Consider the following 20,398-nt stretch of genomic DNA (forward strand, 5'->3'; position numbering starts at 1 on the left):
ACTAAATTTGCCTTATGAAAAAATACTCTTCCAAAAGAAGCATTCAGATACTGGCGCACCTTCTCAGACAATACGGAATTTCAGATGTGGTGATTTCTCCGGGTTCCAGGAATGCTCCACTTGCCATTCATTTTTCGGAAGTAGATGGGTTCAACTGCTACAGCATTGTGGATGAAAGGAGTGCGGCTTTTGTCGGATTGGGCATGGCGATGAGTGAGAAGAAACCGGTTGCCATTACCTGCACCAGCGGATCGGCTGCGGCCAATTATTATCCGGCCGTCACCGAAGCTTTTTATCGGAATATCCCGATGCTGATTTTAACGGCTGACCGCCCGACGGATTATGTCGATATTTTTGACGGGCAGACCATCCGCCAGAACCATCTCTTCCAGCAGCATTCATACGGAGATTTCCAGATGGTGGAAGACAGTAAGGAGAACGCGGAAGAACTTAATTTTGACATCATTAAAAAGGCCATTGAGCTCTGCTTTGAAAAGCAGGGTCCGGTGCATATCAATATTCCCCTGGAGGAACCTCTGTACCATCTGGTTTCGGAGATCCCGACTTTTCCTACCGTTGAAAAAACGATCAGGACCAAAGAGTATGAGATCCCTTCCAACCTGGTGGCAGACTGGAATACTTCCAAAAGGATCATGATCCTGGTAGGAACCAGGGATTATAGTGCGGAGCTGGAAAGCCAGCTTTCGCAACTTGTAAAAAATCATTCTGCGGTAGTCCTGAGCGAAGTGAACTCGAACCTGTACCATGAAAAGTTTTTCAGGCATATCGACCGTTATATCTATAACTTTACGGAAGAAGATTATAAAACCTATGCCCCGGACCTGCTGATTACAGTAGGGCAGAACGTTGTATCCAAAAAAGTGAAGCAGTTCCTGAGGAGCGCGCATCCCAAGCAGCATTGGCATCTGGATGAGGTATGGCAGCCGGATACCTATCTCGCCCTCACGGAAAAGATAGAAGTGAAACCGGAAGCATTTTTTTCAAAGCTTCTTAAAATGATCAGCCTTGAGCCCAGGCCTTATTTCAACCTTTGGGATGTTTTAAGGGATAAAAAAGATGCGAGGCACGAACAGTACCTGAACCTGGTGGAGTTTTCGGATTTTTATTTCTTCAATAAAACTTCCCAGACCATACCGGAAAATTATAATGTCCATTTCAGCAACAGTTCAGCGATCCGCTATGCACAGCTGTTTGATTATGGAAAACGGAGGATCTACTGCAACAGGGGCACCAGCGGAATCGACGGTTCAACTTCCACAGCAATGGGCTTTGCCATCAAAAATCCGAATCCTACTGTCCTGATTACGGGAGACCTGAGTTTCTTCTATGACATCAACGGGCTATGGAATCAGTATATACCGCCTTTTGTAAGGATTATCATCTTTAATAACGGGGAAGGGAACATATTTAAGATTATCCCGGGTCCGGGCAATGCCAACCCTAATACGCTGGATGAATTCATTGCGACAAGGCACCACAAAAATGCCGAGCTTCTTGCCAAGCATTTCGGGTTTTCCTACAGTAAGGTGGATGATGAGGCTACGCTTGACAGGGTCCTGGAAAATTTCTTCAAAGCGGATATGCAGCCTAAGATCCTGGAAGTGAATACGGCGGGTAAAAGCAATGCTTCCGTCCTGAAATCATATTTCAGTTTTGTCAAAGATAATTAAGGTCTGAATATTCTTCATTTCCGGGCAGGTTGACGATCTTATGGATGGGATAGATGAAATTTTCATCAAAATCGTTCAGGGCGTTGATCAGCTGGAAATGAGAGAATTCTTTGATATTCTGAAGCGTAATGTCCCGCTCCTTAATTTTTTTCGTCTTCAGGAGGTGCTGTCTCTGTACTCCGTTCAGCAGGTAGGTGGAAGGCGTAAACCATTCCTTGCCTTTCAGGAAGAGGAGGTTGGAGTATGAAGTATCCGTGATATGGTTGTTTTTAACGATGATGATTTCCTCAGCCTTCGCTTTCATCTTCATCATATCAAGTTCCTTTCTGTTTTCAAATTTAAAGGAATAATCATAGCTGTTGTTTTCCACAAGCTGGAAGCTCCCGATCTCCGGAATGGCGTACGGGATCATCTGCGTCCTGATCTTTTTGTCAAGGTCATAGGTAATCCTCAGTTTAAAAAGGCCGTCTTCCTCATGGTTGAGGTGATCATAAATCTTTTCCAGATTGATGGAATCCCCGTTTTTTCCGAAATGGGAGAAGGTTTCATCAACGCGTTTCTGATGTAGGTCGAGAAGAAAAATTTCCTGGTCCTCTACTTTAATACTTTCAATGAATTGGTACATAAATTTTATTTTTCATTTCCTCATACTCGTCTTCCAGCCGGCTCATATGGGTAATTCCGCCGCCGCTTTTAAAATACAGCTGATCGCCTTCGCGTTCAATAAATCGGATCATGACACAGCTGTCCAGGTCCTGGCCGTCAAACCAGCCGCAGACCCCGGTATAAAAACCCCGGTCATAGCCTTCCGCATCCAGGATGACTTCCAGCGTCTTCGCTTTCGGTGCTCCCAGAATTGATCCTGCGGGGAGCAGCTGCTGCATCATGCTGCCTATTCTTCCGGCAAATTCCGGCTTCACGGTTCCTGAGATTTCCGAACTCATAGCCAGCAGGTCCTTTTGCCGGGTTTTAATAAAATCAATATGCTGGAACCGGTCTACTTTGACGTGATCCGAAACCCTGCTCAGGTCATTCCTCAAAAGGTCCACTACCGTATAATGCTCCGCCTTCTCCTTTTTGTCGTTTTTCAGGATTTCTGCGGCATTCTCAAGGGAAGCATCTATGGTGCCTTTCATAGGATAGGTAAAAATCTTACCGTCAATAATCTTCACAAAAGTTTCAGGAGAAAAAAATACGAAAAAATCTTTATAAAACACCTTGTACTTTGCATGGGAGTGATAAAAAATTTCTCTTAATGAAAGGCTGGTTTCAATCGGGGTCTTTCGGGTGTAGTTGATCAGGTACGAGTTGCCAAGCTTCAGGTTCCTTTGTACCTCATCAAAGCCTTTCCGGAAGCTTTCCAGGGTTTCCGGAAAGGTTTTCCAGCCTACTTCTTTTTCCAGTGTACGGATTTCTTTTCCGGTATTGGAGAAGTTCTGGAAGTCAATCAGCAGTCCGGCAGCTTCCAGCTCATTTTCCTGAAAGACCTCAACCTGCGATGCGAGGAAATCAATCATAAAGAAATAAGGAACCTTCCGCAGGGAAAGCTCATCCATCTCGATAAATTTTTGATGATTTGCAGAAAACATTCGGCAAAAGTACTTATTGATGTTTACTTTTGCATAAAAATTTTTTGATGCAGAACAAATATCCTCAGAAACCGGGAATTGATTTTATACTGAAGCAGGCATTTTTCTACTGGAGCAGGACCCTGATGTTCCAGCTGATGTTCTCCGTCATCTATTTCGGAATCCTTTTTACCGTTATATTCTATTTTGATGCGCGTTATGGGATCATACAACAGTATATGGACGCTGCTGCAGTTTACGCGAAAGGGGGAGGCATAGAACAGTACAGTGCCCAGATGGCTAAAATGGTTTCTGACAAAGGGTTCCAGGTGTTTTCATGGTCTCTTATCGGGACACTGGTCTTTTTATATCCCCTTAACCTGGGTTTTTATCAGATCTTCAGGAAGATCGACCTGAAGGAAACTCTGGAAATCAGTGATTTATTTGCAGGATACCGGGGGGTAAATTTTTTCAGGTATGTTTCCTACTATATTTTCTGGTTCTTTGTCTATGCTTACACCGCACAGACAATCATCCTGGCTATTGTATGGGTGTATGTAACCTTACTGGTTGCGCCTCTGATGTTTTTTATGGACAGGCGGATCTTTGAAGCGATTTCTTTAAATGTAAAAGCGTTGCGGATGTACTTCCTGGAAATCACGGTGTGTATTATCGTAGCTGTACTTTTTAAATATGCCGGATTGCTGCTGTTCTTTTTCGGGGCTTTGTTTACATTCCCTTTCTGGAACGCTATGATCTATTCCCTGTACCAGATTATCTTTTCTGAAAAACATCTTCCGGGAAAAAATACTGAATCATCAGGGTACTAGTACCGGGCAATTTTTAATCCTGAATAAAACACGGTATAAGGCTGTATCTTGTTACAAGTATTCTGCTGTAAGATATTAATATGGCACGTTTTTTAGTGTTTCATTCCTGACTTTACATAGCAGGCGTTGAATGCTCTTTAGACATGCCGGTAGGATCTCAGATGCTGTGTATAGGTATTTCTAATTTAAAATCAAATCAAAATACGATACATATGATGAATAAAGATCAGCAAATCAGTGGGGTGAAGATCAAGCAGGTATTCCTGCTGTCTATTATTATTATATTGGTAGGCCTAATCTGCTTTAACCTTGCTCTTTTTATCCCTTCGGTCCTGGGTGCCATTACCATTTATGTGGTGTGCCGTAAATATAATTTTTATCTCCAGGAAGAAAGGAAAATGAAACCATGGCTGGCGGCCACTATTCTGATGCTGGCGAGCCTTATCATTATCATCCTTCCGGTTTATTTTATCGGAGACCTGCTGATTGAAAAGCTGGGGAATGCCCAGGCTTATATGACGAAATTCAATGTTTTCCTGGAGAAAATACATTCTTATATTTATTCTAAAGTCGGGTTTGATATCCTGAGCAAAGAGAATATGGGCAGGCTGAAGACTTTTGTAGGTCAGTTCTCAACCACTGCGCTCAGCAGCACGGTCAATACACTTACCGTAATTGCCTCCATGTATTTCATCCTCTATTTCATGCTTGAAAAGCCGAGGTTTTTTGAACGCATCCTGGCCTCTTCTGCACCGCTGAAAAGAGCTAACGTATCCCTGATCGGAGAAAAGATGAGAAAACTGATCATAGCCAATGCCATCGGAATTCCTGTGGTAGCCCTTGGGCAGGGTATCGTAGCTTTGGTAGGGTATTTTATTTTCGGCGCTCCGAGTCCTATTCTTTTGTTTGCCTTAACAGCAGCAGCTTCCATGATTCCTGTCGTGGGGGCAGCAATTGTGTATGGGCCTGTCTGTATTTATATGTTTGCTGAGGGCGATACAGGCCATGGATTAGGCCTTGCAGCATATTGCCTCATCGTGGTAGGCTTAACCGATAACCTGCTGCGTTTCACACTGCTTAAAAAGCTGGAGGATATCCACCCGTTAAATACCGTTTTCGGTATTATCATGGGGATGAATTTATTCGGATTTATGGGGCTGATTTTCGGGCCGATTTTAGTATCTTTCACCCTTCTTCTGATTCAGGTGTACAAGGACGAGTTTTCAGACAATGATACTCCGGAACTTGAAATTCCTGATAAGAACAAAGAACTAGAAAATAAAATCGAAATAGTATTATAAACTGTGGAAGGGGTAAATCCGGAAATCCTGCGTGACATCTGTATCATGAAAATGCCGTTCGGCAAATATGAAGGAACGGTACTGGCCGACCTTCCGGTCAGTTATCTGGAATGGTTCCAGCGCCAGGGAATGCCTAAAGGAAAGCTGGGTATGCAGCTTGCTACCATATATGAAATCAAGATCAACGGTCTCATGGAACTCCTGATTCCTATCCGGATGTCCCTTAAAAACAGATAATCCGGGTCATGAGCAATATAGCTTTTGTTTATTATTGGTCATGACCTGGAAATATAAAGTCATTGTATTAATAATCTGTTTTCTTCATTATTTTACAGGTTCCCATAATTCTATCTTATGGCCTTCCGGATCCAGGATATGGATGAATTTTCCGTATTCATAGGATGAAATTTCATCAAGTATTCCTACATCAGCCTGTTTCAGTTCCTGTACCAGCTGTTCCAGGTTATCAACGATATAGTTGATCATAAACGGATATTCTGATGGCTGGAAATAAGTGGTAGACTCCGGAAACGGGCTCCAGCTTAGGGAACCTTTTGAATCCTCTTCAGGTTCAAAAGTAGCTCCGTAATCATTCACGTTTAATCCTAAGTGGGTTTTATACCATTCTTTAATGGCTTGCGGGTCTTTGCATTTAAAAAAAATGCCGCCGATTCCTGTTACTTTTTTCATGGCTGATAAATAATATTGTTAAGGGTTTATAGGAAAGGTTACTGCTGCGGCATCGAAGATGCCGCAGCAGTAACCAGGTTATGCTTTTAGTGCCGCAATTTCATCTCTTAGCTTAGCAGCTTTGATAAAATCAAGGTTTTTGGCAGCGGCTTCCATCTCTTTCTGTTTTTGGCTGATGACTTTATCCATGTCTCCGGATGTATAGCTTGCCTTGGCGTCCGCAACTTTCTGAAGGATTTCTTTCTGGGTATATTTTTCATCCGGAAAGTCCTTGCTTCTACCTACCAGGCTTTCAGAGATCTTCTTGTTGAGTGCTCTCGGAACAACACCATGTTCTTCATTGTATTGCATCTGCTTGGCACGGCGGTATTCTGTTTCGTCCAGTGTGGTCTGCATGGATTTGGTAATCTTATCGGCATACATGATGGCGCGGCCGCTGATATTCCGGGCTGCCCGTCCTACCGTCTGGATCATGGATCTCCTGCTTCTCAGCATCCCTTCTTTATCGGCATCCAGAATGGCTACCAGTGAAACTTCCGGAAGGTCAAGTCCCTCTCTGAGAAGGTTTACACCGATAAGTACATCGAACAGTCCTACCCGGAGGTCCTGCATGATCTGTATTCTTTCCAGCGTTTCCACATCGGAGTGGATATACCGGGTCCTGATCCCGAATTTGGTAAAGTATTTGGTCAGCTCTTCAGCCATTTTCTTGGTCAGGGTCGTTACGAGAACCCTTTCGTCTACTTCAGCCCTTTTGCGGATTTCTTCCATCAGGTCATCGATCTGGTTGGCTGTCGGACGGATTTCTATGATCGGATCTAACAATCCTGTGGGACGGATGATCTGTTCCACATACGTACCGCCTGTTTTTTCAAGCTCATAATCTGCCGGAGTAGCGGATACATAGATTACCTGGTTCTGCATGCTTTCAAATTCCTCGAACTTCAATGGCCTGTTATCCATAGCTGCAGGAAGTCGGAATCCGTATTCTACCAGCGATTCCTTACGGCTGCGGTCACCTCCGTACATGGCATGGACCTGAGGTACCGTAACGTGGCTCTCGTCAATCACCATCAGGAAATCTTTAGGGAAATAATCGATCAGGCAGAATGGGCGCGAACCGGGCACACGTCCGTCCAGATAACGGGAGTAATTCTCAATACCTGAGCAGTACCCCAGCTCCTTGATCATTTCAAGATCCAGTTCCGTTCTTTCCTGAAGCCTTTTGGCTTCTAAGGGTTTTTCTACTTCATTGAAGAAATCCACCTGTTTAACCAGGTCATCCTGGATATTCCTGATCGCTCCGTTCAGGGTTTCCTTCGATGTAACGAAAAGGTTGGCCGGATAAATCTGGATCTGGTCGAACGCTGCCGTTACGTTCCCCGTTACGGGATCGAAGCTCTGGATCTTTTCAATCTCATCACCGAAAAACTGGATCCTGATCGCATTATCCGCATAAGCCGGGAACACATCAATCACATCGCCCTTAACACGGAACGTCCCGCGCTGGAATTCATTCAAAGTTCTGGAATATAATGCGTTGACCAACGCATGCAGTAGTGCCGTACGCGTCACTTTCTCTCCAATACCAATGGATATGAGCGATTTGTGAAACTCGGAAGGGTTCCCGATACCATAGATACAGGATACCGAGGCTACAATAAGCACATCCCTCCTTCCGGATAAAAGACTTGCGGTGGCTGATAACCTGAGCTTTTCCACTTCTTCGTTGATGCTGAGGTCTTTTTCTATATAGGTTCCTGAAGAAGCAATATAAGCTTCCGGCTGATAGTAATCATAGTAGCTTACAAAATATTCAACGGCATTTTCCGGAAAGAACTCTTTAAATTCCATGAAAAGCTGTGCAGCAAGCGTCTTGTTGTGGGCCAGGACAAGGGTGGGTTTTTGCACATTCTGAACCACATTGGCTACCGTAAAGGTTTTACCGGAGCCAGTTACCCCAAGCAAAGTCTGGTATTTCTCACCGATCTCAATGCCTTCGGTAAGTTTCTGGATCGCTAATGGCTGGTCCCCGGTAGGTTTATATTCTGATTGAAGTTTAAAATTCATAAAATTTGTGATGTTATCCTAACAAAAATACGAAAGAATTATTTGGCATTGAAATATATGATGGATCTTAATCTGTATTTTGATGATTCATTTTATTTATCGTTAACCAATAAAAAAGCATCCGGTTTCGGATGCTCGTCTGTTTATTCAAATGACATGGTTAAAGGCATTCGCATAGCGTAATTCACTGGCTTTCCATCTTTTTCCGCAGGCTTCCAAGTGACATTTTCATTGGCTTTTTTAAATGAGGTCAATGCTTCATTATTAAAAGACTCATTATTTCCTGCAACTTTTATATTCACCACACTTCCGGTTTCATTTACGGTATACAGAATATCGGCTCTTGACAAGCCTTTCGGTTTTTCAGCTTCCAGTCTGGAGGCGTCGAATAATTTTAAAACTTTGTTTCTCAGTTCATTCATTCCGCCCGGAAATTGCGGAAGCTGTGTTGGATCATTTGTTGAATTGGACACCGTTTCCTGATTCAGATTGATGTTTTTACCTTCTTGCGGCCGGATGGTATCCTGGATCTTTTTATTTTCGATCAGCTGCTCAGGAATTTCAGATGCTTCAGACAAATCATATTTTGCAGATTCCGTACCTTCGTTTTGTTTGGTTTGGTCTGCCGGATCGTAATCAGGCCCTGACATTTTCTTTTGTGTCCTTTCAATCATTTTTTCAATCGGATGGGCATAGGTTTTTTCTACAAATAATCCGAAAACAATGACCAGAGCAGGGATACTGATGGCTTTTTTCACTTGGGTCCATGTGGACTTCTTGGTGTTCATCATAATAAAACGTTTTTTGGTATTTTTAAAATTGAATGTATTGGTGAGGGTATAATTTTGATTTGAGATGATTTCTTCTAATACTAAATTCTGATAGTCTTTGACGTTAAAATTATTTTTCAAAACCGAGTCATCCGCCAGGAATTCATGATTCATAAGGATGGCGTTTTTGTAAAAGTAGACAGCAGGATTGAACCAAGTGAAAGCTTTCACTATTTCGATAATAATGAGATCAATGCTGTGATTCTGTTCCAGGTGGCTTTTTTCATGCAGAAAAATTCTATCATCTATTTGATTATTCATGAAATATCTTTTTCCTAAGTAGATCGTATCCCAAAAACTGAAAGGCTGTATTTCATCTTCTGTTACTGAAACTTTCTGATTTTGATAAATGATCTTTTCTCCCTTTACATTTTTGATTTTCATAAATGAAATAATGAGTCTGCATAGGAATACAGTAGTGATGATTCCATAGATTATCCAGATCAAATTAATGAAGTCGAAATCGTTCTGCCCGGGTGTAAGATCCAGAATCTGCTGGGTAGTTTCAAGGGTAGTCTGTAAACGGTTGACAGGTTTCGGAGCTTCCGTACTGATGGAGATAAAAGGAACCGCATAAGAAAACAACAATGAAAATAGCAGATAGATCCTATTGAACCGGTACATCTTTTCCTTCTGCAAAAATCCATAGTACAATGCAATCAGCAGGGCAGAGCACAGTATAATTTTAAAAAGGATTATCATTTTTCATCAATTTGCCTGTCGATAATTTCACGGAGTTCTTTCAGCTCTTTCTGGGATAGTTTTGCGTTCGAGGTAAAAAACGAAGCAAACTGTGTTACAGAACTGTTGAAAAAACGGTCAATCATGGAAGACATTTCTTCTTTGAAATATTCCCCTTTCGCGATTTTCGGAAAGTATTCGCGGGAATTTCCATACAAGTTGTAGCCAACAAAATCTTTGTTCTGCATTCTTTTCAACAGCGTGGCAATCGTGGTCGTTGCCGGTTTTGGCTCCGGATAAGACTCCAGGATATCCTTCATGAATGCTTTTTCTTTTTCCCAAAGAATATCCATAAGGCCTTTTTCAGAATCGGTAAGTTTTATTTCTTTCATATTCTACGGATTGTTAATTTGTTCTACAAATGTAGAATAAAAATATGAACTGCCAAATTTTTATGGCATTATTTTTCCATCCATTTCCGGAACCATCAATCTAATCATATGAAATTCAATAAATTTTACATTTCTGCTTTCAGCTTATTCCTGATTTTATCTTCTTGCAAAGACAATACTGTGAATGCACAGAGCCTGGGTAAAGACGGAAGTGTGGAAACCAAAGAACCAAATTCTCCGGAATATAAGCCCGCATTTGCAGGACAGACCAGGATAAAAGCTGTAAAGACCTCAACGCCCTACAATGTGGAGGTTCTGAGTAAAGACCTCGGAAAACCCTGGGGAATCATCAACCTGCCGGACGGACGTTTTTTAATTACGGATAAAAGAGGATATATTAATGTTGTTTCGGCCGACGGAAAACAGATCTCCAAAATTGAGGGATTCCCGAAAGTGGATTCCAAAGGCCAGGGAGGAATGCTGGATGTCGCCCTGGATCCGGACTTCAACAATAACCGCATGATCTATTTCAGTTTTTCAGAGCTTTACGAGAAAGGAAATCATACCGCAGTGGGAAAAGGGATGCTTTCTGCCGATCTGAAGAACGTTTCAGGAGTTCAGGTTATTTTCCGGGCAACTCCGACCTACGATGGCGACAAGCATTACGGCAGCCGGCTGGCTTTTGACAAAGACGGAAACCTCTTCGTAAGTACCGGCGAGAGATCGGATAAGCAGACCCGGTTTTATGCCCAGAGAACGGATAATTATCTAGGGAAAATTTTAAAAATAACAAAAGACGGGAAACCGGCGCTGGGAAATCCTTTCATCGGGAAAACAGGCTTTAAACCGGAAATTTATGCTTACGGGATCAGGAATCCTCAGGGAATGGCCATCGATCCCAACGGGACACTTTGGGATGTTGAAATGGGACCGAGAGGTGGTGACGAGATCAACCTGATCAGGCCGGGTAAAAACTATGGCTGGGGCGATGTTACCTACGGAATCGAGTATTCCGGGGAAAAAATTAATAACGGAACTACGCAAAAGGCCGGAACGGAACAACCGGTATATTACTGGGATCCGGTTATTTCCCCAAGTGGCGTTACCTTCTATACCGGAAACATGGAAGAATGGAAAGGTAATCTGTTTATCGGCTGCCTGAGCGGCGAGCATATCAACAGGATTGTAATGAAAGACAATAAAGTTGTAGGCGAGGAACGCCTTCTTACAGATCAGAAAGAAAGGTTCAGGGATGTACTGAACGGTAGTGACGGTAGCCTGTATGCCGTGACGGACAGCGGAAAGCTGTACAGGATTTCGAAAAAGTAAACTCTTCAAATAAACATTATAAAGAACGGGTTCAGAATATTTTTCTGAACCCGTTTATTGTATCGCTTTAAGCTTCTTCCAGATGTACTGTGAAATGCCTCAGGAGCTCAGGCTCCCAGGTGATTCTATACCCTTTGGTGATTTCTTCCCGTCTCTCATATACGTTTTTAATCGCGGCGGCAATATAATCCATATGATTATTCGTATAAGTTCTCCTTGGAATGGCGAGGCGTACCAGTTCCAGCTTAGGATAACGGTTTTGTCTGGTCTCCGGATCCCTGTCAGCCAGCAAGGTCCCGATTTCCACAGTTCTGATACCGGCTTCTTTATAAATTTCCAGTCCCAGGGTCTGTGCCGGATATTCTTCGCGGGACACTTCCGGAAGGAAATTCAGGGAATCGATAAATACCGCATGTCCCCCAATCGGTTTCTGTACCGGGATCCCATATTCGATGAGCTTATGGCCCAGGTACTCCACCTGGGAAATTCTGCTTTCAAGGTAAGCAAATTCCGTAGCTTCATCCAGTCCTACTGCCAATGCGGCCATATCTCTTCCGGCCATTCCGCCATAAGTAATAAAGCCTTCATAGATAATGGTAAAATTGGAAGCCTTTCTGAATACTTCTTCGTTATTCAGGGCAATGAATCCGCCGATATTTACAAGGCCGTCTTTCTTTGAACTCATGGTCATTCCTTCTCCATAAGAAAATATCTCTTTACAGATGTCCTTGATGCTTCTGTGCTCCTGTCCTGCTTCTCTTTTCTTGATGAAATAAGCATTTTCAGCAAATCTCGCCGAATCAAAAAATACAGGGATTCCGTATTGCTCGGATAATGCTTTTACTGCTTTCATATTTTCCAGAGATACGGGCTGGCCTCCGGAAGAGTTACAGGTAATGGTAATCAGGCAGAAAGGGATCTTTTCTTTCGGATGGCTTTTATAGACTTCTTCCAGTTTTTCGAGGTTGATGTTTCCTTTGAACGGGTGAAGGTCATTGATATCGAATGCTTCATCTATGGTACAGTCGATAGCATGGGCTTTCCTGAACTCAATATGCCCTTTTGTGGTATCAAAATGCGAGTTTCCGGGAATCACGTCACCGTCTTTCACCAGTACGGAAAACAATACGTTTTCTGCTGCTCTTCCCTGGTGGGTGGGTAGAAGGTATTTGAATCCGGTAATCTTTTGAACGGTGGCATGCAGCTGCTCGAAAGATCTGGATCCGGCATAGCTTTCATCCCCCGTCATCAGGGCTCCCCACTGCCTGTCAGACATGGCGCCCGTTCCGGAATCCGTCAGCAGGTCAATGAAGACCTGTGAAGATTTAAGGTTGAATAAATTATAACGGGCTTCTTTCAGCCACTGTTCTCTTTCTTCTCTGGTAGACTGGCGGATTTCTTCCACCATTTTAATGCGGAAAGGTTCCGCGTATGGTAAAGTCATGGATTAAATATGTTTAAGGATTGTTATAGAAAAATTGAAATAATTTCATCGATCAGAGGTCTGCACAGGAAATGCTATTCCGGTGCCTTGAAGATATTATCATCTGAATGAAATCCTGCAACTCCGCCGCTAACGGCAAATTTCATGGCTGAAGCTGCGGTCATGCCCACGACGGGCTTGATATTTTTTTCTTCCGTAACAATTACCCAGCCCGAAATGGCATAGGAATGCGGGAGGTAAACGGCCACATAATTGTGTTTTTCCACATCGGCCATCTCTTTCTGGGTCAGAAAGCCGATTCTCCAGATCTCGGGATTCTCATTGGTTTTCACCCAGACCGGATCATTGAATTTTTTCTTGTCTCCCACGAAGGACGACATAACGTCTTTAGTGGGGGTATAAATATGTTTTACGCCCGGCGTTTTTTCTAGCAGACGGTCCATGGAATCGAAAAAGAATTTCCCAACCACGAATTTATTGCCCAGGAAACCTAATGCGGCCGTAAACAGGATCGTCGAAATAAAAACCAGCCCCGGAATTTCTTTGGCTACCGACGGGATGATATTATCAATGGAAGTCACCACATACCAGATAACGAAAATCGTTAGGCCGATTGGTCCGATGATAACTAATCCCTGGAAGAAATTCTTCAGGAAAAAATTGGCTATATTTTCAAACGTAAATTTTTTCAATGTCTGTTCTTATCCGTGTATGGTTTCACCTTTTCCGTACGATTGAATGATTCCGGCTTCATAGTCAAGCCATTCTTCCCATCGCGCATTGACTTTTTCCGGGTCTCCAAGCTGCCTTGCGAATCCGATGAACGTCGTATAATGATTAGCTTCCGAAATCATCAGCTCACGGTAAAACGTTTTCAGTTCCTCATCCTGTATGTTTTCCGTAAGCACTTTGAATCTTTCACAGCTCCGGGCTTCTATCATGGCTGCGAAAAGCATTTTATCAACAATCAGGTCTTCACGGCTTCCCTGGATGATGAACTTCATCAGTTCATTAACATAATCATCCTTTCTGGCCCTTCCGAAGGTATACCCTCTTTTCTTGATGATTTCATGCACCTGGTTGAAATGGTCCAGTTCCTCCTGTGCAATGGCAAGAAGTTCCGTAACGATTTCCGGGTGCTCGGGAAGCATGGTGATGAGGCCGATGGCATTGGTAGCCGCTTTCTGCTCACACCAGGCATGATCCGTTAAAATTTCTCCGATGTTCCCCTCTGCAATATTGGCCCACCTTGGGTCGGTAGGGAGTTTCAGCTTAAACATGTTTCAAATTTTCTGTAAAATTAAAATAAATTGCGATATGGAAGAACTTTTATTGGATTTTAATGTTTTCAGAATATAAGTGTTGGTTTTCCTTAAAAGATTTTAAAATAATGGTATTTATTTTGATATTATGTCTATAACATTAAAAAAATAAAACAATGAAAACAATTCCAATGCTGAAAAGCAAAATCAGTCAGGCATTTGCCCTTATTTTGTTCACTCTGATGTCAGGATTTACTTTTGCACAGGAAAACAGCGGAAGTACAGGAACCGATGTTACCGTAAATTCTACCACCACAACAACGACAACACAGTGGTACACTGACCCTAAATACATTATTATAGGTGCTGTGGTACTCATTCTTATCGTTGTACTCCTCACCCGGAATGGAAGAAGAGACAGAGGTTAATCAGGCTGCTGTCTTCTTTCTTAGAAATTCCAGTATTTTCCATCCCTCTGCATCCGTTTTTTTAAGGACAGGTGCAATCAGCGATGCTAAAATAATATTAATGCCGTAGATGAGGATCATCATGATCCACCACGGCATTTTTCCGTTTATAGGAACAACAATGAAGTATACCAGTGATGAGCTGATTCCTTGGGCGAAATAAAAGAATATGGCATTTTTACCTATATAAGTGATGAAATTTTCTTTGGTGACCTTAAGCCTGTTGTATAACGTAAATAAAGTAACCAGGGAAAATAATGTCCAGATTATATAAGGGATCTTAGGAGGGAACTTATTCCTGTTGATCTGATAAAAAATATCGCTTCCGTAAGACCAGAACATCAGTATCAGCAGGGCACCTACAGCCAAATAAAGCAACGGGACCATCAGGGTGCTTATTTTTTTGCCTCTCATCCTGTTGCCGATCAGGAAAACCGCCAGATAAAAGCTGACATATCCCACCTGGCCCGTCGGATAGTAGAACGGGAAAAAATTAAACAGCAGTGTCAGGATAATGCAGAGGGCAATAAACCAGTTGATATGTTTCGGAAAAAACTTTAGGATTAGCACTCCGAATACACTCAGGATGAAATAGACTTTCAGGTACCAGAAACTTCCCATCACCACCGGGAAAGTATCGGCATTGGTGTACTGGTGCAGGTACCAGTTCCCAAGCGTCTGCCATTGCGGTTCTGCAGATATTGCCGTTGCTGCATATTTGGATCCGAAAGTGGAATAAAAATGCTGGAGCCACTCTGCTGAAAAGAAGCTGAGGCCGAATACCTTGAAAGAATAATCCGCAAAAAACAGCAGGGTCACAAAAATCATATAGGTAATCTGCAGTTTCAGCAGCCTGTAGAATGTTTTTTCAATATTGCTGCCTGAGGTTATTCCGCTCAATGCATAAAACAGAGCTACATCAAATACCAGCGAAAGCACCCTTACTTCGGCCGGAATATAAAACTGTCCGGACCAGAAAGCGGTGTGGATGAAGATGATGGACAGGGTAGCGAGCCCTTTGGCAAAATCAATATAAAGATCTCTTTTCATGCAGGGTATTGGATATAATTGATACAGCCAAAAATAGATAAAGTTTTCCGAATAGTTTTTACAAAAAAAGAAAGCAGAACCGTAATCCTGCTTTCTTTACTGTAAATATTGAGAATGAATGTTATTATTTCAGTTGTTTGAACTCTTCGGCAGAGATCTCTCCGGACTGGATTTTTCTCAGCTCGTCAATATACTGCATCATATAGGCATCAAGTTCCGGATTCCTTGAATTTTTCCCCATTTTATATGTGCCGTTCAGCACACCCTGGTAATAGTAGAAAAAGTTGTAATCAAAATCAGATGCAGAAAGGTTATACTGCCCCAGCAGGAATCCCAGACGCACTGCTGATCTTCTTTGTGGCGGTGTACCGTGGTGGCCCGGGCTTGTCGTCGCGTAATCCCCGATGCTCTGGGCAAATTCATAAGCTGCAGCAATTTCGGAGAATTGCGTTTTATTGTAGCCTTCCGGTCTTCTCAGGTAATAGCCTGCAAATCCGTCCGCCTCAAGCTCATTCGGCCTGGCTGTGGATTCGTTTACGGAAGGCAGTCCGAAAATGTACTGGAGCTGATGGCCGTACTCATGGGCAAGGATCATGGCATTTACAATATCCCCGCCTTTGTTTTTGGCATCATAATAGATGGCATAACCGTAATAAATTTTCCCGGTAGAATAGGAGATGGCATTGTAGGTAGAATTCGGGCTGGATGGGTCATCAACAAATCTCAAAGTAGGATTGTTTCTGCCCCATAAGCTGGCGATTTTAGTCATCTGGCCATTCATGAAGTTGGTATCCGTTGAGGTTTTCAGGGTCGTTTTCAGCACTGCTGAGGAATTCCAGTTCTGGTCTACATAGTAACATGCCTTTTCCCGTTCATTAGGCTGCTCGACTTTGGCACTTTCAGCTTGGGGCTGTTGTAAAAGATTGTTGTCTTCGGTAGAGTTGTCATTACATGCTGTTAAAGAGAATACAGCAATAGCTCCTGCTAAACAGCAGAAATTAAAGTTTTTCTTCATATTAAAAATTTTGGTATCGACTAAGTTATAAAATTATCTTTTACACGGAATGATATTCATCTGAAAAAATATTCGTAGCATAGTGAATAGGATAAGTGTTTTATTTCGCAAAAAATAAAGATTGATTATGAGAGGATTGGAAAATTATTCATATATTTGCACCTCGAATAACTAAAATTTTATAAACAATGTTTGCAATTGTAGAAATAGCAGGGCTTCAATACAAAGTTGAGCAAGACCAGAAGTTGTTTGTAAACCGTTTGGCAGGAGACAAAGGATCAAAAGTTTCTTTTGACAAAATTCTTCTTACCGTAAACGGTTCAATCACTGTAGGCGCCCCGGCTGTAAGCGGAATCACTGTAGAGGCAGAGATTCTTGATCACGTTAAAGCTGATAAAGTAATCGTTTTCAAAAAGAAAAGAAGAAAAGGTTACAAAGTTAAAAACGGTCACAGACAATCTCTTACTCAGATCCAGATTACCGGTATCACCGGATTTGAAGGAGCTAAAAAGGAAGAGAAAGCTGCTAAGAAGACCACGAAAAAAGCAGATGCTGAGACTGCTGAAAGCGCAGAATAATTGTAAAACCAAAAAACCTTAGAATAAAATGGCACATAAGAAAGGAGTTGGTAGTTCCAAAAACGGTAGAGAATCACACTCCAAAAGATTAGGAGTAAAGATTTTCGGAGGTCAGGAAGCTATTGCCGGAAATATTATTGTTAGACAAAGAGGTACGCAACACCACCCGGGTGCAAACGTGGGTATCGGTAAAGACCACACTTTGTTTGCATTGGTAGACGGTAAAGTAGTTTTCAGAAAGAAAGCAAACAACAGATCTTTTGTATCTGTAGAAGCAAACGCATAATTTATTTATCCGTTTATACACAATTTAATCCTCAGCAGTTTTGCTGAGGATTTTCTTTTTATTTATACTATTGATTATTATTTTACGTTATATAAAAACCAATTCTAAAATAAAATCAATATGAAACACGTAAAAAGACTTTCCAGAAATGAGCTCAGAACCCTACAGGGCGGTTTTAAGTGCGAAGGGATTTCCTGTGACTGGTACTGCAGCCTGCCTGCAGGAAGCCGTCCGGTATGCCTTTCGCCCCAGACCTTAGTGCCGATCTGCGGCGGATGCAACAGTGCAGATATATAACCATAGCTGCAGCGAAATAAAAATCTCCTTCTTCACGAAGGAGATTTGCTTTTTAGAATCCTACCTGGAAACCTGCTTTTACGCCGAATTTGGAGATATCCGGCCGGTCCAGGTAATTGCCCCGCCAGTTAAAATCTACCCTGAAAATCCTGAGGTTCCCGAAACCGATGTTTTCAATTCCGAAACCGTATTCAAAATAAACATGGTCACTTGGAGCAGAGTATTTGAAACCGGCAACATTGATGTTCCTGGATTCATCGCTTAATGTTCCGTAAGCGCCTCTCAGGAAAGCCACTTCCCTTAGTTTGAGCTTTTTGATCAGCGGAATAAATGACAGGATCTTACCGTTGAAGTGATGTTCCAGATGCAGGGTAGTATAAGTGTCTGCAACAAATTCATAGTAATTGAGCTGCGCAAAGGTATTGGGCGCAAGGCTGTACGACTGGTTTCCCGGGATTACGTTCTGCAGGGCCAAAGGGACGGTATCGAAGTTTTTCCCGGCTTCAAAATTCACCATCATTTTACCCCAGCTCCCGATCAGGACCGGTTTATAAAACATGAACTGCAGCTTATTGTAATTATAGTCAGCGTTAAACAGTCCTTCTATACCACGGGTATATTTAAGGATAATGGTCGGCGCAAGTGTGCCATGTTCGGTACGGTCGACACCAGTCTGGGAAAATTTGGCGCCCGGCCTTGCAATAAGGCTGAAGGTAACGTGTGAATCATTCAGGGTTTTCCTCAGTTCCCCGTTGCGGTAATACATCAGGTTGAATCCCGAAGGATTGGCGGATTTAATGCTCTGCATGGTTCCGTCTACTCTGAGCTGGATATTTTTCCAGGGTTCGATAGACGTGAACACATTGGTCTGGTTAACGGAGCTTAATGAGGCATTTTCACCTCTGGCAAATACCGTTGATGAAGCAAAGGTCCTGGACATGATCCCGTCATCATTGGTCAGCTGGACACCTAACTGAAGAATGTCTCTTCTGGTTCCTGCCCCGATCATAAACCGGTTGACCCTGTTAAACATATATTTGGCTTCCGCACCGTATTTCAGCTGTTGGTCCTTAAATCCGTATGCCGTATAAAACTGGACCCTCCACGGGTCATTACGGGTAAAATACGTTCTGGCTCCGATCCTGATCCGGTCGCCTTCCACATCATTTTTTCCGTAGACAGAAAAGATAGGACCCAGATCGATGGCTTTAAAGACGTTATAATACCCTGAACCAAGGGTTTCGTACAGTTTTACGATACGATTGAATTTTGGGGTCTTTTCAAGCCTGTCAAGCATCTCATAGACGCCCTGTTCGCTTTTGGATAATGAATCAGGCCTCGCTTTGGCCCAGTACGCATCATCTTTTTCTACAAAACCGCTTTCATATTCTTCTGCCTTGCGGTTGAATACCTTCGGGTCAAGAGCTTTATTGAAATCATATTCAGAATAGTCTACAGTTCTTTTCGCGATCAGACTCTTTGCCGTTTTCTTTTTTGAGAAAGGCGTCATTTCGATTTCGGTCACGAACTTCCTAGGAAGAAAAGTATTCTCATCCGGGTTGTCATATTCCAGTTCGGTGGAGATGCCGTTGATAAAATTGACATTGATCTTTTTCGTTGATTTTAAGGTAGCTCCCAGCACGGCATAGCTGTCTTTTGCAATATAGAGGTAGCCCTGAAAAGCCAGGACCTCTGTCCGTTTAGGCTGATACCGGATTCTGAATGCATTCTCCCCGCGTACGGATATGGTGTCAATCAGATTATAATCGTAAGTACTGAACCCGTCCGTTCCTACCGGGCTGGGAAAACCGATGTCGAAATAGTTCAGTGTATTGTCATAGATATTGATGTCGCGGTACAGGTTTTTAGCTGTTAGAATGACGATCTGATTATCCTGGAACCCGGAGGTCTTTTGTGCAACGAGCAGTTTCTTGTTTCTTTTGGCCGGCCTTTTTTCACCGTAATTTTCGTACACAGCTTCATTAAGGAATAGCGGAAGCGCCAGTTTGCCGCTGGCAGTGGAATCGGCATAATCGAAGACAAAGTCCAGCTTGTTGAACATTTTCTTTTTCATGAAGGCACTGTCCAGGTTATTGGCATCAAACTCTATCTTCTCGTATTCCTTATAAGTGTATGTGTCAAACTTATCCAGCCCGTTGTTTCTTTTCCGTTTCCATACTTCCTGCATGATGGCATAGGCCGGATTCTCTTTTTTATTTTTATACTTCGGCTTTTCATTGTGAATCACCACTTCCTGGATATCGCTGACTTTCTCACGGGAAAGTTTAACCAGAAGCGGAGCTGTGTTGTCCTGAGCAATACTGATCGTTGCCAGGGCATAGCTTTTTTTCAGGAATTTCAGCTGGTAAATGATGCTGTCTGACTGTACTGTGAATGCTGCGGAAGAAGTAGTCAGTACCGCTTTATCTGATTCATTGATGAATACATCCACTCCGGTGATTTCCTTGTTGGTTTTGGCATCGATAATTCTGCCGCTGACAGTACTTTGGGAATAGATGAAGCCGGAAAAGAATGTGAAGATTAAAAGATAATAATATGGAGTATGGTTAAACATTTGTTGTTTTATCAGGCATTAGCATAAACAAAAAGTATGCAC

General features: G+C 42.6%; 21 protein-coding genes. 9 read left to right on the top strand and 12 right to left on the bottom strand.

Annotated elements, in window-relative coordinates:
- The first annotated feature begins 14 nt into the window (after positions 1 to 14).
- Complete coding sequence (gene menD / locus CGB83_RS13390) at positions 15 to 1,691, top strand: 2-succinyl-5-enolpyruvyl-6-hydroxy-3-cyclohexene-1-carboxylic-acid synthase (RefSeq protein WP_100076245.1); 1,677 nt, start codon at positions 15 to 17, stop codon at positions 1,689 to 1,691.
- On the opposite strand, the gene CGB83_RS13395 is transcribed toward menD, so the two are convergent.
- Both CGB83_RS13395 and CGB83_RS13400 read right to left on the bottom strand, forming a co-directional pair.
- Entirely contained in the window at positions 1,678 to 2,316 is a 639-nt protein-coding gene (locus CGB83_RS13395) for an aminotransferase class IV (protein ID WP_100076246.1), read from the bottom strand. The two genes, menD and CGB83_RS13395, sit on opposite strands and share 14 nt — an antisense overlap.
- A complete protein-coding gene (locus tag CGB83_RS13400; protein ID WP_100076247.1) occupies positions 2,300 to 3,280 on the bottom strand; it encodes an aminodeoxychorismate synthase component I in 981 nt (326 codons plus the stop codon). Before CGB83_RS13400 ends, CGB83_RS13395 begins: the two co-directional genes overlap by 17 nt.
- A gap of 47 nt (positions 3,281 to 3,327) precedes the next feature.
- Here CGB83_RS13400 and CGB83_RS13405 point away from each other — a divergent pair, with 47 nt between their 5' ends.
- The 3 genes from CGB83_RS13405 (at position 3,328) to CGB83_RS13415 (ending at position 5,627) form a co-directional block, all read left to right on the top strand.
- Positions 3,328 to 4,089, top strand: coding sequence for a hypothetical protein (locus tag CGB83_RS13405; RefSeq protein WP_100076248.1), 762 nt, complete (start codon positions 3,328 to 3,330; stop codon positions 4,087 to 4,089).
- A gap of 212 nt (positions 4,090 to 4,301) precedes the next feature.
- Positions 4,302 to 5,390 carry an AI-2E family transporter gene (locus CGB83_RS13410; protein ID WP_100077594.1) on the top strand — a complete coding sequence of 363 codons (1,089 nt, stop codon included), beginning with the start codon at positions 4,302 to 4,304 and terminating at the stop codon, positions 5,388 to 5,390.
- 45 nt (positions 5,391 to 5,435) lie between these two features.
- Complete coding sequence (locus tag CGB83_RS13415) at positions 5,436 to 5,627, top strand: DUF3820 family protein (protein WP_236847238.1); 192 nt, start codon at positions 5,436 to 5,438, stop codon at positions 5,625 to 5,627.
- 87 nt (positions 5,628 to 5,714) lie between these two features.
- On the opposite strand, the gene CGB83_RS13420 is transcribed toward CGB83_RS13415, so the two are convergent.
- The 4 genes from CGB83_RS13420 to CGB83_RS13435 all read right to left on the bottom strand — a co-directional run bounded on the left by CGB83_RS13420 (position 5,715) and on the right by CGB83_RS13435 (position 10,053).
- On the bottom strand, positions 5,715 to 6,080 hold the full coding sequence (locus CGB83_RS13420) for a VOC family protein (RefSeq protein ID WP_100076250.1): 366 nt from the start codon (positions 6,078 to 6,080) through the stop codon (positions 5,715 to 5,717).
- A gap of 78 nt (positions 6,081 to 6,158) precedes the next feature.
- Positions 6,159 to 8,150 (bottom strand): excinuclease ABC subunit UvrB, encoded by a 1,992-nt coding sequence (gene uvrB, locus CGB83_RS13425; protein ID WP_100076251.1) that lies wholly within the window; start codon positions 8,148 to 8,150, stop codon positions 6,159 to 6,161.
- 143 nt (positions 8,151 to 8,293) lie between these two features.
- Positions 8,294 to 9,682 (bottom strand): M56 family metallopeptidase, encoded by a 1,389-nt coding sequence (locus CGB83_RS13430; protein WP_100076252.1) that lies wholly within the window; start codon positions 9,680 to 9,682, stop codon positions 8,294 to 8,296.
- On the bottom strand, positions 9,679 to 10,053 hold the full coding sequence (locus CGB83_RS13435) for a BlaI/MecI/CopY family transcriptional regulator (RefSeq protein ID WP_100076253.1): 375 nt from the start codon (positions 10,051 to 10,053) through the stop codon (positions 9,679 to 9,681). The genes CGB83_RS13430 and CGB83_RS13435 overlap by 4 nt, the downstream gene beginning before the upstream one ends.
- 108 nt (positions 10,054 to 10,161) lie before the next feature.
- On the opposite strand from CGB83_RS13435, the gene CGB83_RS13440 reads away from it, so the two are divergent.
- Positions 10,162 to 11,382, top strand: coding sequence for a PQQ-dependent sugar dehydrogenase (locus tag CGB83_RS13440; RefSeq protein ID WP_100076254.1), 1,221 nt, complete (start codon positions 10,162 to 10,164; stop codon positions 11,380 to 11,382).
- 67 nt (positions 11,383 to 11,449) lie between these two features.
- Here CGB83_RS13440 and CGB83_RS13445 read toward each other — a convergent pair whose 3' ends face one another.
- From CGB83_RS13445 to CGB83_RS13455, 3 genes are all read right to left on the bottom strand, one after another.
- On the bottom strand, positions 11,450 to 12,826 hold the full coding sequence (locus CGB83_RS13445; RefSeq protein ID WP_100076255.1) for a tryptophanase: 1,377 nt from the start codon (positions 12,824 to 12,826) through the stop codon (positions 11,450 to 11,452).
- Positions 12,827 to 12,900: 74 nt separating this feature from the next.
- Positions 12,901 to 13,518 carry a DUF502 domain-containing protein gene (locus CGB83_RS13450; protein ID WP_100076256.1) on the bottom strand — a complete coding sequence of 206 codons (618 nt, stop codon included), beginning with the start codon at positions 13,516 to 13,518 and terminating at the stop codon, positions 12,901 to 12,903.
- A gap of 9 nt (positions 13,519 to 13,527) precedes the next feature.
- The gene (locus CGB83_RS13455) at positions 13,528 to 14,106 is read right to left on the bottom strand and encodes a MiaE family protein (RefSeq protein WP_100076257.1); all 579 of its coding nucleotides are present in this window, start codon (positions 14,104 to 14,106) and stop codon (positions 13,528 to 13,530) included.
- Between the two features lie 158 nt (positions 14,107 to 14,264).
- Between CGB83_RS13455 and CGB83_RS13460 the strand changes: the two genes are divergently transcribed.
- Positions 14,265 to 14,516 carry a hypothetical protein gene (locus tag CGB83_RS13460; RefSeq protein ID WP_100076258.1) on the top strand — a complete coding sequence of 84 codons (252 nt, stop codon included), beginning with the start codon at positions 14,265 to 14,267 and terminating at the stop codon, positions 14,514 to 14,516.
- Here the strand turns inward: CGB83_RS13460 and CGB83_RS13465 are convergent, their stop codons facing one another.
- Together CGB83_RS13465 and CGB83_RS13470 are read right to left on the bottom strand one after the other, a co-directional pair.
- Positions 14,517 to 15,605 carry an acyltransferase family protein gene (locus CGB83_RS13465; RefSeq protein WP_100076259.1) on the bottom strand — a complete coding sequence of 363 codons (1,089 nt, stop codon included), beginning with the start codon at positions 15,603 to 15,605 and terminating at the stop codon, positions 14,517 to 14,519. It abuts the gene before it with no gap.
- A 124-nt stretch (positions 15,606 to 15,729) separates the two neighbouring features.
- Positions 15,730 to 16,620, bottom strand: a complete 891-nt coding sequence (locus CGB83_RS13470; protein ID WP_100076260.1) for a neutral zinc metallopeptidase — start codon at positions 16,618 to 16,620, stop codon at positions 15,730 to 15,732.
- A gap of 188 nt (positions 16,621 to 16,808) precedes the next feature.
- On the opposite strand from CGB83_RS13470, the gene rplU reads away from it, so the two are divergent.
- The 3 genes from rplU to CGB83_RS20180 all read left to right on the top strand — a co-directional run bounded on the left by rplU (position 16,809) and on the right by CGB83_RS20180 (position 17,781).
- On the top strand, positions 16,809 to 17,198 hold the full coding sequence (gene rplU / locus CGB83_RS13475; protein WP_100076261.1) for a 50S ribosomal protein L21: 390 nt from the start codon (positions 16,809 to 16,811) through the stop codon (positions 17,196 to 17,198).
- A gap of 28 nt (positions 17,199 to 17,226) precedes the next feature.
- Positions 17,227 to 17,484, top strand: coding sequence for a 50S ribosomal protein L27 (rpmA, locus tag CGB83_RS13480; RefSeq protein ID WP_100076262.1), 258 nt, complete (start codon positions 17,227 to 17,229; stop codon positions 17,482 to 17,484).
- A gap of 120 nt (positions 17,485 to 17,604) precedes the next feature.
- On the top strand, positions 17,605 to 17,781 hold the full coding sequence (locus CGB83_RS20180; protein ID WP_157761423.1) for a hypothetical protein: 177 nt from the start codon (positions 17,605 to 17,607) through the stop codon (positions 17,779 to 17,781).
- 52 nt (positions 17,782 to 17,833) lie between these two features.
- Here the strand turns inward: CGB83_RS20180 and CGB83_RS13485 are convergent, their stop codons facing one another.
- Positions 17,834 to 20,356, bottom strand: a complete 2,523-nt coding sequence (locus tag CGB83_RS13485; RefSeq protein WP_100076263.1) for a DUF5686 family protein — start codon at positions 20,354 to 20,356, stop codon at positions 17,834 to 17,836.
- Positions 20,357 to 20,398 lie beyond the last annotated feature (42 nt).

Source organism: Chryseobacterium camelliae (assembly GCF_002770595.1).
Lineage (GTDB): Bacteria > Bacteroidota > Bacteroidia > Flavobacteriales > Weeksellaceae > Chryseobacterium > Chryseobacterium camelliae.

What these genes read in the sequence shown, in the direction of transcription:
- menD (WP_100076245.1), top strand. Translation starts at nt 15, where the DNA reads ATGAAAAAATACTCTTCCAAAAGAAGCATTCAGATACTGGCGCACCTT.
- CGB83_RS13395 (WP_100076246.1), bottom strand. Translation starts at nt 2,316, where the DNA reads ATGTACCAATTCATTGAAAGTATTAAAGTAGAGGACCAGGAAATTTTT.
- CGB83_RS13400 (WP_100076247.1), bottom strand. Translation starts at nt 3,280, where the DNA reads ATGTTTTCTGCAAATCATCAAAAATTTATCGAGATGGATGAGCTTTCC.
- CGB83_RS13405 (WP_100076248.1), top strand. Translation starts at nt 3,328, where the DNA reads ATGCAGAACAAATATCCTCAGAAACCGGGAATTGATTTTATACTGAAG.
- CGB83_RS13410 (WP_100077594.1), top strand. Translation starts at nt 4,302, where the DNA reads ATGATGAATAAAGATCAGCAAATCAGTGGGGTGAAGATCAAGCAGGTA.
- CGB83_RS13415 (WP_236847238.1), top strand. Translation starts at nt 5,436, where the DNA reads ATGAAAATGCCGTTCGGCAAATATGAAGGAACGGTACTGGCCGACCTT.
- CGB83_RS13420 (WP_100076250.1), bottom strand. Translation starts at nt 6,080, where the DNA reads ATGAAAAAAGTAACAGGAATCGGCGGCATTTTTTTTAAATGCAAAGAC.
- uvrB (WP_100076251.1), bottom strand. Translation starts at nt 8,150, where the DNA reads ATGAATTTTAAACTTCAATCAGAATATAAACCTACCGGGGACCAGCCA.
- CGB83_RS13430 (WP_100076252.1), bottom strand. Translation starts at nt 9,682, where the DNA reads ATGATAATCCTTTTTAAAATTATACTGTGCTCTGCCCTGCTGATTGCA.
- CGB83_RS13435 (WP_100076253.1), bottom strand. Translation starts at nt 10,053, where the DNA reads ATGAAAGAAATAAAACTTACCGATTCTGAAAAAGGCCTTATGGATATT.
- CGB83_RS13440 (WP_100076254.1), top strand. Translation starts at nt 10,162, where the DNA reads ATGAAATTCAATAAATTTTACATTTCTGCTTTCAGCTTATTCCTGATT.
- CGB83_RS13445 (WP_100076255.1), bottom strand. Translation starts at nt 12,826, where the DNA reads ATGACTTTACCATACGCGGAACCTTTCCGCATTAAAATGGTGGAAGAA.
- CGB83_RS13455 (WP_100076257.1), bottom strand. Translation starts at nt 14,106, where the DNA reads ATGTTTAAGCTGAAACTCCCTACCGACCCAAGGTGGGCCAATATTGCA.
- CGB83_RS13460 (WP_100076258.1), top strand. Translation starts at nt 14,265, where the DNA reads ATGAAAACAATTCCAATGCTGAAAAGCAAAATCAGTCAGGCATTTGCC.
- CGB83_RS13465 (WP_100076259.1), bottom strand. Translation starts at nt 15,605, where the DNA reads ATGAAAAGAGATCTTTATATTGATTTTGCCAAAGGGCTCGCTACCCTG.
- CGB83_RS13470 (WP_100076260.1), bottom strand. Translation starts at nt 16,620, where the DNA reads ATGAAGAAAAACTTTAATTTCTGCTGTTTAGCAGGAGCTATTGCTGTA.
- rplU (WP_100076261.1), top strand. Translation starts at nt 16,809, where the DNA reads ATGTTTGCAATTGTAGAAATAGCAGGGCTTCAATACAAAGTTGAGCAA.
- rpmA (WP_100076262.1), top strand. Translation starts at nt 17,227, where the DNA reads ATGGCACATAAGAAAGGAGTTGGTAGTTCCAAAAACGGTAGAGAATCA.
- CGB83_RS20180 (WP_157761423.1), top strand. Translation starts at nt 17,605, where the DNA reads ATGAAACACGTAAAAAGACTTTCCAGAAATGAGCTCAGAACCCTACAG.
- CGB83_RS13485 (WP_100076263.1), bottom strand. Translation starts at nt 20,356, where the DNA reads ATGTTTAACCATACTCCATATTATTATCTTTTAATCTTCACATTCTTT.